This is a genomic window from Burkholderia pulmonis (assembly GCF_984667975.1).
On record NZ_OZ480187.1, the window covers coordinates 467,046 to 480,186 of the forward strand.

General features: G+C 64.5%; 6 protein-coding genes. 1 reads left to right on the top strand and 5 read right to left on the bottom strand.

The window, feature by feature from the left end; translation table 11 throughout:
* Positions 1–12: 12 nt before the first annotated feature.
* From AC5LXK_RS18910 to AC5LXK_RS18930, 5 genes are all read right to left on the bottom strand, one after another.
* Positions 13–8,364, bottom strand: coding sequence for an ESPR-type extended signal peptide-containing protein (locus AC5LXK_RS18910; RefSeq protein WP_493394013.1), 8,352 nt, complete (start codon positions 8,362–8,364; stop codon positions 13–15).
* 960 nt (positions 8,365–9,324) lie between these two features.
* Entirely contained in the window at positions 9,325–10,227 is a 903-nt protein-coding gene (locus AC5LXK_RS18915) for a ferritin-like domain-containing protein (protein WP_493392999.1), read from the bottom strand.
* A gap of 95 nt (positions 10,228–10,322) precedes the next feature.
* Positions 10,323–10,541, bottom strand: coding sequence for a transcriptional regulator (locus AC5LXK_RS18920; RefSeq protein ID WP_124457124.1), 219 nt, complete (start codon positions 10,539–10,541; stop codon positions 10,323–10,325).
* Positions 10,542–10,779: 238 nt separating this feature from the next.
* The gene (locus AC5LXK_RS18925; protein WP_493393000.1) at positions 10,780–11,430 is read right to left on the bottom strand and encodes an NADPH-dependent FMN reductase; all 651 of its coding nucleotides are present in this window, start codon (positions 11,428–11,430) and stop codon (positions 10,780–10,782) included.
* Positions 11,431–11,741: 311 nt separating this feature from the next.
* Complete coding sequence (locus AC5LXK_RS18930; protein WP_493393001.1) at positions 11,742–12,047, bottom strand: NIPSNAP family protein; 306 nt, start codon at positions 12,045–12,047, stop codon at positions 11,742–11,744.
* Between the two features lie 279 nt (positions 12,048–12,326).
* Here AC5LXK_RS18930 and AC5LXK_RS18935 point away from each other — a divergent pair, with 279 nt between their 5' ends.
* Entirely contained in the window at positions 12,327–13,115 is a 789-nt protein-coding gene (locus AC5LXK_RS18935) for a GNAT family N-acetyltransferase (protein WP_493393002.1), read from the top strand.
* Positions 13,116–13,141 lie beyond the last annotated feature (26 nt).

Sequence of the window (13,141 nt, forward strand, 5' to 3'; positions counted from 1 at the left end):
CGGCGCGACGCGTTACTTCCACTGGTACAGCATGCCTGCGCCGATCACCTTCTGACCGCCGCTGAAACCGCCGTTGATCGACGCCTTCAGGTTTTCCGTGATGCGCGCCTGCATGTTGACCGCCATCGCCTTCTGGCCGAGGAAGGTCGACGTGCCCACACCCATCCCGAAGTTGGCGTCGCGATCGAGCGCCGGGATCGACGCCATCGCACCGACGGCCGCGATACCCTGCTTCGCCATCTGGTCGGTCTGCTGCAGTTGCGAACCCAGCGAGTTGATTTGCGACTGCTGGCCCGACAGTGCCGTCGACAGCGTCGTCTGCACCTGCGTCAACTGGTTCACGTTCACCGCGTCGGTGCCTTGCGTACCCGGCGCGACGTTCGTGATCTGGCGCTGCTGCGTGTCGCTACCGACCGACACCACGTTCGAGCGACCGCCGTCGTTCGAATTCGCGCCGATCGCCACCGAGTTGGAGCCGGCAGTGACCGTCGGCAGATCGGTGCCCTTGCCGTTCATGTCGGCCGCGATGCCGTTGTTGTTTGCGGCACGCGTCGTGTTGTTGTTGACCGTCGTCGACAGCGAGTTCAGCGTGTTGTTGATGTTCGTCACGCCGGTCGACAGCGAGGCCACGTTGCTGTTCGTCGTGCTCAGGCCGGTGGACAGCGAACCGATGCCGGTCGAAGTCGACGTCGACAGCGAGTTGACGTTGCTGTTGGTCGAGCTCAGGCCCGTCGACAGCGAGTTGATCGCGGTCGAGGTCGACGTGGACAGCGACGACACCGAGCTGTTCGTCGCGCTCAGGCCGGTCGACAGCGAGTTGATGCCGGTCGACAGCGATGCGACGTTCGACGCGGTGGACGTCGACAGCGTGTTGATCGCGTTGTTCGTCGCGTTGAGCTGGCTGCCGTTGATCGCGTCCGTGCTGGTGGCCGAGATCTGGCCGGCGGCGACGTTCGTGATCTGGCGTTCCTGACCCGGTGCGCCGACGCTCACCACGCCAACCGGCGAGCTGCCTGCGAAGAAGTACTGCACGCCGCCGATCGTGGCGCTCGACGTCGGGTTCGCGGTGCTGGTGACCGAGTTCGCACCGAGCGCGATCGAGTTGGCGACATTGGCCAGCGCGTTCGAGCCGAAGGCGAGCGAATCGGCCGCGCTTGCCGTTGCGCTCGAGCCGTAGGCCTGGGCGCCGACGGCGTTGGCCGTGGCCTGGTTGCCGAGTGCGATCGTGTTGTCGGCGAGCGCCTGGTTCGAGCTGCCGAGGGCGAGTGCGCTGGCGCCGTTTGCCGTGTTCGCGTTGCCGAGCGCCACTGCGCCGTTGCCGGTTGCCGTGTCGTTCGCACCCATCGCCACTGCGCCGGTACCCGTCGCGATGCTCGGGTCGCCGATCGCCACTGCGCCGTCACCGGACGCCGTGTTGCCGGAGCCGATCGACACCGCCTTGCCGCCCGTTGCCGATGCGTTCTGGCCGATTGCGACTGCACCTGCCGATTGGGCGTTCGAGCCGTCGCCGACTGCCACGCTGCTGGCGCCCGCCGCGCTGGCGTTCACGCCGGCTGCGAGGGCGTTGGTGCCCGTTGCGCCGTCGTTGTTGTAGTTGTTTTGCTGCACGCCGTTGTCGTTGACGCTGTAGTAGTGCGTCTTCGCGGCGTTGATCGCGGTCGAGGTCGACGTGGACAGCGACGTCACCGAGCTGTTCGTCGTGCTCAGGCCGGTGGACAGCGAGCCGATGCCGGTCGACGTCGAAGTCGACAGCGACAGGATCGTGCTGTCCGTGCTGCTCAGGCCGGTCGACAGCGAGCTGATGCCGGTCGACGTCGACGTGGACAGGGACGTGATCGAGCTGTTCGCCGACGACAGGCCGGTCGAGGTCGACGTCGACAGGGACGAGATCGAGCTGTTCGCCGAGGACAGACCCGTCGAGGTCGAGGTCGACAGCGACGCGACCGAGCTGTTGGTCGAGCTCAAACCGGTCGACAGCGAGTTGATGCCGGTCGACGTCGACGTGGACAGCGACGTGATCGAGCTGTTGGCCGAGGAGAGGCCCGTCGACGTGGAAGTCGACAGCGACGTGATCGAGCTGTTCGCCGACGACAGACCCGTCGAGGTCGAGGTCGACAGCGACGAGATCGAGCTGTTCGCCGACGAGAGGCCGGTCGAGGTCGAAGTCGACAGCGACGTGATCGAGCTGTTCGCCGACGACAGACCCGTCGAGGTCGAAGTCGAGAGCGACGTGATCGAGCTATTCGCCGACGACAGACCCGTCGAGGTCGAGGTCGACAGCGAGGTGATGGAGCTGTTGGCCGACGAGAGACCCGTCGAAGTCGAAGTCGACAGCGACGTGATCGAGCTGTTCGCTGACGAGAGACCCGTCGAAGTCGAAGTCGACAGGGACGTGATCGAGCTATTCGCCGACGACAGACCCGTCGAGGTCGAGGTCGACAGGGACGTGATCGAGCTATTCGCCGACGACAGACCCGTCGAAGTCGAAGTCGAGAGCGAGGTGATCGAGCTGTTAGCCGACGACAGACCCGTCGAAGTCGAAGTCGACAGCGAGGTGATCGAGCTGTTGGCCGACGAGAGACCCGTCGAGGTCGACGTGGACAGCGAGGTGATCGAGCTATTCGCCGACGACAGACCCGTCGAAGTCGAAGTCGACAGCGAGGTGATCGAGCTGTTCGCCGACGACAGACCCGTCGAAGTCGAAGTCGAGAGCGAGGTGATCGAGCTGTTGGCCGACGAGAGACCCGTCGAAGTCGAGGTCGACAGAGACGTGATCGAGCTGTTCGCCGACGACAGACCCGTCGACGTGGAAGTCGACAGAGACGTGATCGAGCTGTTAGCCGACGAGAGGCCGGTCGAAGTCGAAGTCGACAGGGACGTGATCGAGCTATTCGCCGACGAGAGACCCGTCGAGGTCGACGTGGACAACGAGGTGATCGAGCTGTTAGCCGACGACAGACCCGTCGAAGTCGAGGTCGACAGGGACGTGATCGAGCTATTCGCCGACGACAGACCCGTCGAAGTCGAGGTCGACAGCGAGGTGATCGAGCTGTTCGCCGACGACAGACCCGTCGAAGTCGAGGTCGACAGGGACGTGATCGAGCTGTTAGCCGACGACAGACCCGTCGAAGTCGAGGTCGACAGGGACGTGATCGAGCTGTTAGCCGACGAGAGGCCGGTCGACGTGGAAGTCGACAGGGACGTGATCGAGCTGTTAGCCGACGACAGACCCGTCGAAGTCGAGGTCGACAGGGACGTGATCGAGCTGTTCGCCGACGACAGACCCGTCGAAGTCGAAGTCGAGAGCGAGGTGATCGAGCTGTTAGCCGAAGACAGGCCGGTCGAAGTCGAAGTCGACAGCGAACCGATGGAGCTGTTGGCCGACGACAGACCCGTCGAAGTCGACGTGGACAGCGACGTGATCGAGCTGTTCGCCGACGACAGACCCGTCGAGGTCGACGTGGACAACGAGGTGATCGAGCTGTTGGCCGACGACAGACCGGTCGAGGTCGACGTGGACAGCGACGTGATCGAGCTATTCGCCGACGAGAGACCCGTCGAGGTCGAAGTCGACAGCGACGTGATCGAGCTGTTCGCTGACGAGAGACCCGTCGAAGTCGAAGTCGACAGGGACGTGATCGAGCTGTTAGCCGACGAGAGGCCGGTCGACGTGGAGGTCGACAGCGACGTGATCGAGCTGTTAGCCGACGAGAGACCCGTCGAAGTCGAAGTCGAGAGCGACGTGATCGAGCTGTTAGCCGACGACAGACCCGTCGAAGTCGAGGTCGAGAGCGACGTGATCGAGCTGTTAGCCGACGACAGACCCGTCGACGTGGAAGTCGAAAGCGAGGTGATCGAGCTGTTAGCCGACGAGAGGCCGGTCGACGTGGAGGTCGACAGCGACGTGATCGAGCTGTTAGCCGACGAGAGACCCGTCGAAGTCGAAGTCGAGAGCGACGTGATCGAGCTGTTAGCCGACGACAGACCCGTCGAAGTCGAGGTCGAGAGCGACGTGATCGAGCTGTTAGCCGACGACAGACCCGTCGACGTGGAAGTCGAAAGCGAGGTGATCGAGCTGTTAGCCGACGACAGACCCGTCGAAGTCGAAGTCGACAGGGACGTGATCGAGCTGTTAGCCGACGAGAGGCCGGTCGACGTGGAGGTCGACAGCGACGTGATCGAGCTGTTAGCCGACGACAGACCCGTCGAGGTCGACGTGGACAACGAGGTGATCGAGCTGTTGGCCGACGACAGACCGGTCGAGGTCGAAGTCGACAGCGACGTGATCGAGCTATTCGCCGACGAGAGACCCGTCGACGTGGAAGTCGAGAGCGACGTGATCGAGCTGTTAGCCGACGACAGACCCGTCGAAGTCGAGGTCGAGAGCGACGTGATCGAGCTGTTAGCCGACGACAGACCCGTCGACGTGGAAGTCGAAAGCGAGGTGATCGAGCTGTTAGCCGACGACAGACCCGTCGAAGTCGAAGTCGACAGGGACGTGATCGAGCTGTTAGCCGACGAGAGGCCGGTCGACGTGGAGGTCGACAGCGACGTGATCGAGCTGTTAGCCGACGACAGACCCGTCGAGGTCGACGTGGACAACGAGGTGATCGAGCTGTTGGCCGACGACAGACCGGTCGAGGTCGAAGTCGACAGCGACGTGATCGAGCTATTCGCCGACGAGAGACCCGTCGACGTGGAAGTCGAGAGCGACGTGATCGAGCTGTTAGCCGACGACAGGCCGGTCGACGTGGAGGTCGACAGCGACGTGATCGAGCTATTTGCCGACGACAGACCCGTCGAAGTCGAAGTCGACAGGGACGTGATCGAGCTGTTAGCCGACGAGAGGCCGGTCGACGTGGAGGTCGACAGCGACGTGATCGAGCTGTTAGCCGACGACAGACCCGTCGAGGTCGACGTGGACAACGAGGTGATCGAGCTGTTAGCCGACGACAGACCCGTCGAGGTCGACGTGGACAGCGAGGTGATCGAGCTGTTGGCCGACGACAGACCCGTCGAAGTCGAAGTCGACAGCGACGTGATGGAGCTGTTAGCCGACGACAGCCCCGTCGAAGTCGAAGTCGACAGGGACGTGATCGAGCTGTTCGCCGACGACAGACCGGTCGAGGTCGAAGTCGAGAGCGAGGTGATCGAGCTATTCGCCGACGAGAGACCCGTCGACGTGGAAGTCGAGAGCGACGAGATCGAGCTGTTAGCCGAAGAGAGGCCCGTCGAAGTCGACGAGGACAGCGACGTAACCGAGCTGTTGGTGGAGCTCAGGCCGGTGGACAGCGACGAGATGGCGCTGGTCGCAGTACCGACTTGCTGGGCGACCGAATAAAGCTGGCTGCCGTTGATCGCATCGGTACTGGTCGCGGTCACCTGGCCGGCGGCGACGTTGGTGATTTGTCGTTCGTTGCCGGCGCTGCCGACGCTCACGGTGCCCACCGGCGCAGTGCCGGCGAATCCGCCGAACGTCACGCCGCCGACGGTTGCGCTGCTCGTGCCGACGGCCGGGGCGGTGGCCTGCGAGTTGGCGCCAAGCGCGACGGAATTGATCGTGCTGGCGGTGGAGCCGAGGCCAAGCGCGACGGCATCGTTCCCGCTGGAGACAGCGCCGCTGCCAATGGCGACGGCGTCGGTGCCGGTCGCGGTGCTGTCGGCGCCGGTCGAGTTCGCGTGGAAGTACTTGATGCCCTGGCTGTTGATGTTGTTGATCGCCGAGCCGACGCTGTTGGCAGTCGATGTCGTGCCGTTCGCGTTGTAAGTCGTGTACGCCGGTGCGGAGACGGTCCCGGTCACCGGGTCGTACGTGGAGCCGCCGCCGAGTGCCGATGCCGTGCTGGTGCCGAGGTTGTTCGTCTTCGTCGTGATCGTGCTCAGGCCGGTCGACAGCGAGCCGATCGAGCTGGTGGCCGACGAGAGGCCGGTCGACGTCGAGGTGGACAGCGACAGGACCGAACTGTTGGTCGAGCTCAGGCCGGTGGACAGCGAGCCGATGGAACTGGTAGCCGACGAGAGGCCCGTCGACGTGGAAGTCGACAGGGACGTGATCGAGCTATTGGCCGACGACAGGCCGGTCGAGGTCGACGAGGACAGCGACGTGACCGAGCTGTTGGTCGAGCTCAGGCCGGTGGACAGCGAGCCGATCGAGCTGGTGGCCGACGAGAGGCCCGTCGACGTGGAGGTCGACAGCGAGGTGATCGAGCTATTAGCCGACGACAGGCCGGTCGAGGTCGACGAGGACAGCGACGTGACCGAGCTGTTGGTCGAGCTCAGGCCGGTGGACAGCGAGCCGATCGAGCTGGTGGCCGACGAGAGGCCCGTCGACGTGGAGGTCGACAGCGACGTGATCGAGCTATTAGCCGACGACAGGCCGGTCGAGGTCGACGAGGACAGCGACGTGACCGAGCTGTTGGTCGAGCTCAGGCCGGTGGACAGCGAGCCGATCGAGCTGGTGGCCGACGACAGACCCGTCGACGTAGAGGTCGACAGCGACTTGATGGAGCTATTTGCCGACGAGAGGCCGGTCGACGTGGAGGTCGACAGCGAACCGATCGAGCTATTCGCCGACGAAAGGCCGGTCGACGTGGAGGTCGACAGCGAACCGATGGAGCTGTTTGCCGACGAAAGGCCGGTCGACGTGGAGGTCGACAGCGACGTGATCGAGCTGTTCGCCGACGACAGACCGGTCGAAGCCGACGTGGACAGCGACGTAACCGAGCTGTTGGTCGAGCTCAGGCCGGTGGACAGCGAACCGATGGAGCTGTTTGCCGACGAAAGGCCGGTCGACGTGGAAGTCGACAGCGACGAAATCGAGCTGTTGGCGGACGACAGGCCCGTCGACGCCGATGTCGACAGGCTCGTGATGCTCGACGTCGTCGTGCTCGCGACCGAATAGAGCTGGCTGCCGTTGATGGCGTCGGTGCTGGACTGGGTGACGAGGCCGGCCGCGACGTTCTGGATGCGGCGTTCCGAACCTGGCTGCCCGACGCTGACGACACCGCCCGCCGAGTTGGACCCCGCGAAGTTGCCGAACGTCTGACCGCCGATCGTTGCGCTGCTGACCGTGGTGGTACCGCCGGACGTCGACGTTAACGCACTGGTCGTCAGGGAGTTGTAGCCGAGGGCGACCGAGTTTGCGACGCTGGCGGTCGAATTCGAACCGAGTGCCGTGCCATAGGAGCCGGACGCCACGGCTGCCGCACCGACCGCGACCGCGCCTGCGGCGCCGCTGGCCGTCGAGCCGTTGCCGAGTGCGAGTGCGTCCGTGCCGCTCGCGATCGAGGTGGCGGCGAAGCTACCGGAGTTGCCGAGCGAGATTGCGCCGGTGCCTGTTGCCGTCGAGGAGTTGCCGATGGCGACCGAGCCGTTGGTGCCCGTCGCCAACGCCGAGCTGCCGAGCGCGACGGAGCTGTTGGTTGCTTTGCTGCTGTTGCCCAGCGCGACGGAACCCGTGCCGCTTGCCGTGTTGCCGTTGCCCAGCGCCACGGCGCCGTCGCCGCTTGCGGACTGGTTTCGGCCGATCGCAACCGCACCGCCGGCTGCCGTGGCGCCGTTCGCGGTGGTGCCGGACGAACCGATGGCCACGTTCTGGCCCGTCGCGCCGGAGGTGACACCGTCACCCTGTGCGATGCCGTATGCGCCGCTGACGGTCGCACCGCGACCGAGCGCAATACCCGATGTCGCGGTCGAGGCGACGAGCGATTGACCGCCGAGCGCAATCGCATTGGTCGCGGTAGCCGACGCGCCCGCCACGCCGTTGTTGCCGATGGCGATGGCGCCGGCGGCATTCGCAAGCGTCTGGGTCGTAGCCGGCGTGCCGGTTGCCGTCGAACCGCCGATGGCGACCGAGTTCGTTCCGGAGGCAAGAGCCAGGCTGCCGACCGCAGTGGCGAAATTGTTGGAGGCAGTCGATGCCTGGCCCAATGCGACCGCGGCCGGACCGGAAGCGGTCGCCGAGCGGCCCATCGCAAGCGAATTGGAGCCGCTCGCCACCGCAGTGGCGCCAATGGCCGTACTGCTGTTGGCGCCGGCCGTTGCGTTGCTGCCAATGGCGGTTGCGTAGGCGTCGCCAGCGGTCGATCCCCCCCCGATGGCCGTGGAGTTGTTCGACGTGACGGTGGAACCCGCGCCGACCCCCCCGCCGATTGCAACGGAGGAAGGGGCCGTGGTCGCGCCCCCGCCCGCTGAATATTGCGCATGCGCGACGTTGCTCGCGAGGGCCCCCGCTGCGAGGACTGCGGTTGCAACGGCCTTCACGACGGCCGACTTGTTCGGCTTGCCCCGTGCCGAATCGTGTTCGGATGCTGCGACCCAGGCGCCGAGCGCTTCGTTCCAGATCGAGCGGTATGTGCGGTTCATGTCCTGCTACCTCCAAATATGCACGCCACACACCGGTCTCTTTTGTTAGAGGAATACTCCGTGCGCTCGCGCGAATCTCAAAATTGATGGGCGGAGTTTATTGGAGGTGGATTTTAGAGATTGATAAAAAGTGATAAATGAGGGGTTTTGAAAGTTAAAGAATGGTTAATACATCGCGTTTTGATGTATTGGTGCTGAATGAAATTGAAAGATGTAAGAATGTTGATTGAAGGAATGAAATCTCCAGGGCTGGTGCGTTTGATTTGTATGAAAATCAATGGCTTACATGAGTTATGTGCGCTGCGAAACACAGTGTCTCAGCCCATCTGTAAGACAAATGCAATAGCAAACGTTTGCGCGAATCCGATTTCTTTCATGATTGTAATGTTTTATGGCGCGGCAATCGTAAATCTGGCACGTGTTTTGTCAATTCGTTGATTTGTGATTTTGCTACGATTTTTATTTATTTTGAATATCGCTGAATTAATCTATTTTATTTAAAGCGGCAAACATCGGGCTATGCTGATTTGCGCATCTTGACCGGCGCGGTTGCCCGTGTGGCGGGCGTTCCGGGCGGGCAGGCTCGCCGAACTTGTAAAAAATTGCTACAGAGCGACCGATGGGACTATCGGCATCCAGATATCGGATTTGTCCTATTGACGATATCGGTGGTATCGGCGCTAAAGCGGAATAGGGACGCGTGCCGGACAGCCGGGAGGCGGTCTCGCGGCGGGTGTCTCGCGCGGTGCCGACAGGTTGTTAAAGATTGGCCGCCGGCGCCGGGGGCGAGGTGCCCGAAATGTCAGATTTCGGGTGCGGCAATGTGTCCGTCGTGCCAGGGCAGCGTCGACGTTGCGCGGAAAAAAGGGGGCGGATTGAGTGTGTCGGGCGCGCCACATCCGGTCCACGGATGGGGGCCGAACCGGCCGCTTGCCGTGTGACCTGCGGCAACGCCCGACGTTACTTCTTGAGAAACCGCAGCGCGAGCCGCGCCATTCGCGGCACGAACATCGGTCGCAGCAGGCGCTTGTCATACCCGGCCATCCGCCGGTCGTTCTCCGCGAGACACAGCTCGATCAGCTCTCGCGGGTTCAGCGCGTCGCCGATGTCGGCGGTGCCGGTCGCCGGAAAATTCACGTCGCGCGCAGTGCCATCGGCATCGATGCCGCGGGCAATGCTCATGCGGTCGCGGATCAGTTGCACCCACACGGTGGCGACGCGGGCGAAGAACCACGGCCGGCGCCACCACGACATCGTGCGCCAGTACCACGCGTACCAGTTCACGAAGAACAGGATGTGGCGGCCTTCTTCCTGGATCACGGGCTCGAAGGTCTCGACGAGTTCGGGCGGGAAATAGCCGGAGCGCTGCGCGGAGCGGAACAGGCCGAATGCGAAGAAGCTGTCGATGCATTCGCTGAAGCCCGTCATCATCCACGACCATTCGGGATCGGTCGGCGCCGGGTAGGCCGGCTCGGGCGCGAGCCGGATGCCGTATGCCGCGACGAGCTTCGACAGCACGATCTTGTGGCGCGCTTCCTCGCCACCGTCCATCTCGAGCGCGCGGCGCAGCAGCGGATCGCCGATCGTGGCCGCGTAGGTGGCCACGCGGATCGATGCGCGGCCTTCGGTTTGTACCGCGATGTCCCAGATCGGCAGCGACGTGAGCCGCCGAAGTTCATCGGGCTTGAGCGCCGGCCAGTCGATCACCGCCGGCTTGTACGGGTTGTGTGTGTCGAGCAGCATGCGGCAGAACATCTGCTTGTGCGCATCGGAACCGGTCCGGACCGGACCTTGCCTCTCGAAGGTCCAGTTGCGCATTGCGTGATCTGCAGCTGCATGCGCTTCCTGCAGCGTGTCACTCATGGCTGTTGTTATGCGATTACGGTCCGAAAGATTCTTGCATAGCTTTCGTAATCGCGTATTTTCGAGCGGCCATGTGGGCGCCGGCCACGCGGGCGTCACGCGTTCGTGTCGACCCAGAGGCGGCCCCAGCGCGACGCGTAGGCGAGCGCATGCTCCTCCTCGAAGAAGAAATCGATCGCGTCGAACGACACGGAGCGCGGCGACGGGCCGCTGCTCGCCTTCTCGATCGTCAGGTTGGCGGCGAACAGCCCGTTCGGCAACCGGGCGGCGGCGGGGGCGACTTCATAGCCCTTGTAGCGGATCGTACGGTTCATGGCGTGCGCGGAGAAAGTTCGGACTTTCAGCGTACGAAAACCGGCCGGCCAGGTGAACCAATCTTTCGGCCAATGCTAATCACGCGGCAGGCTGAATCGTTATCGGAGCGGTACGCAGGGGCGAGGCAACACGGGGAAGGAGACGGCGTGCATGGCGCATCGCCGTGCATCCGAAGACGCGCCGTGCGTGCCCGTCGAACCTGGCCGACCGGGCGCGCACGTCGCAATGCAGGGAAGGTTACTGGTTGGCGACCTTCAGCACGGGGGCCAGCGCATCGACCGATGCCGCATGCGAGGCCGCGCGATGCGATGCGAACGCGAGCGCGAATTCGGCGGCTTGCGCACCGACCGTCTCGAGCTGCGCGACGACCTTCGGATCCGAGCAGCTGTCGGCGCTTTCGAAGCGCGTTTCCAGCGTGTTCACGGTTGCGCCGAACGGCGTCGGCCAGCCGCGCAGCGCGTGAACGATCGAACGCAGCGACGTCAGCACGGTGCCGGCCGCCTGCCAGCCGTAGGCCGTGACGATCAGGCCGACCGCGCGGCCGTCGAGATACGGGCGGTCATCCGCGCGCAGTTCCTCGAGTGTGTCGAGTGCGTTCTTCACGAGACCGGAGACGCCGCCGTGATAGCCGGGCGTCGCGATGATGATCGCGTCGGCCTGGCGCACGGCGTCGATCAGCTCGTGCTGCGCGTCGGTCAGCGTTTTGTGTTCGGGGGCGTAGTGCGGCAGCGTATGCAGGAACGGGCCGTCGAACAGGCGCGTGCGGGCACCGGCGGCCTGCGCGCCGCGCAGCGCGAACGACAGCGCGCGTTCGGTCGACGACGCAGCGCGGGTGGTACCGCCGATGCCGACGACGAACGGGCGGCGGTGTTGATCGAATGCAGTCAAGGGGCGCTCCTCGGGAGTGGCTTGCCCGGCTAAGCACAGGCTTAAAACCAGATGGTAACGACCCCGTCGCCACTCTGAAAACGACTTTTCGTTCTATCGATATGCCGTGCGACGGGGGCAATCGTGTGCGCGGCCGCGCAAATCGATAGTAGAAATGCTTGGTTGGGACGGTGCGCCGCGGTCGATAAGATGGGCCCGTCTCCTCCATGATGTCTCTACTGACATGGGTTGGCCCCGCCGCGCGGATGCAGGCGGGGCTTTTTTTCGTCCAGGCCAGGAAAAAGGGGGGCGATTCCCCGGACTGCTGCCCGTTACGCGAATACCGGCCGGAAGAAGCTGCGCTCGTAGCTGACGATGCATCGCGTTTCCTCTGCGTAGCGGAACGCGGCCTGGCAGGCAGGATCGTCCTTCGAGCGTTCGCGGTAGCGCTCGTATTCGGCGAGGCTCGGGAACGAGAACATCGCGAGCGCGATGTTGCTCGCACCTTCGGACGGCAGGAAATAGCCGTGATGCGTGCCGCCGAACTGCTCGACGAGCGGAATCCACATCCTGCCGTAGGCTTCGAATTCGGCGAGCTTGTACGGATCGATGACGTAGCGGAGATAGCAGGTGACCATGTGCACTCGCAATGCGGTGAGGGAGCAGCGAGTCTGGAGCGCGTTGCGGCACGTGTCAACGATGCGCGTGCCGGGCGGCGATCGCCTCGCACGACGCGTTGCTTGCGCGAACAACGATCGACGCTTTCATGCGCCCGGCGCGGCGTGCATGCTGCATCGGAACGCGTCGTCTTCCTCGCCGCTACGGCGCGCCTGGCCCCAAACTTTTACGACATTTTTTCTTGCGACGCCTGCCGGCGCGCTCATAGACTTCGTGCATCCCAACCACGGAGCAAGGCAATGTCGATACCCTGGAACGCGATCGCCGAACGCACCCCTGCCGCGCCGCCTGCCGTGCGCGCCGATCGGGTGATCGTCCGGCGTTTCGATCCGGCAGTCGACAGTTATGCGCAGCTCACGCCGATGCTGCATCGTGCGTTCGCGCGGCTCGGCGCGATGGGGCTCAACTGCACGTGCGTCGATCAGGACGAAGACGTCACGCGCCGCCGCGCGGAAGCGGGCGAGTGTTATGTCGCCGTGTGCGGCGGGCGCGTGATCGGCACGGCCACGCTGTATGCGACCGATCCGTCGTCGGCCTGCTCGTTGTACCGGCGCGAAGGCGTCGCGAGCGTGCGCCAGGTGGCGGTGGACCCCGATTGCCAGAGCCTCGGGATCGGCGCGTTGCTGCTGTCGTTCGCCGAGCAGTGGGCCGCGTTGCGCGGCTATACGCTGCTCGCGCTGGACACGCCGCATCCCGCTGCGCACCTGCTGGCCTTCTACGGTGCGCAGGGCTTCGAGGTCGTCGACGTGATGCGCTTCGCCGGCAAGCGTTACGACAGCGCGATCCTCTGCAAGCGGCCCGTCGCACACGTTGCGCGCCGCGTGTCGCCGGCGTCGCGGTTCGCGGCTCGTGTGGCGGCCGTGCGGCGCCTGGCGGTTGCATTGCCGTCGCGCGTGGCAGCGGTGGCGCGGCGCGACCACCGCGTGCGTCGCGGTGCCGGATGGGCGGCACGACGTGCGGCCGGCGCCGCGAGCTGCCGCTCGTCGCCGTGGCGGCCCCGCCAGCACGGACGTTACACGTTCGGCTGAGCGACAGGCGCCCGTTTCTTTTCCCG

Bases quoted from the DNA above. Each gene is read 5' to 3' on its own strand.
- AC5LXK_RS18910 (WP_493394013.1), bottom strand. From the start codon at position 8,364: ATGAACCGCACATACCGCTCGATCTGGAACGAAGCGCTCGGCGCCTGG.
- AC5LXK_RS18915 (WP_493392999.1), bottom strand. From the start codon at position 10,227: ATGAGTGACACGCTGCAGGAAGCGCATGCAGCTGCAGATCACGCAATG.
- AC5LXK_RS18935 (WP_493393002.1), top strand. From the start codon at position 12,327: ATGTCGATACCCTGGAACGCGATCGCCGAACGCACCCCTGCCGCGCCG.
- AC5LXK_RS18930 (WP_493393001.1), bottom strand. From the start codon at position 12,047: ATGGTCACCTGCTATCTCCGCTACGTCATCGATCCGTACAAGCTCGCC.
- AC5LXK_RS18920 (WP_124457124.1), bottom strand. From the start codon at position 10,541: ATGAACCGTACGATCCGCTACAAGGGCTATGAAGTCGCCCCCGCCGCC.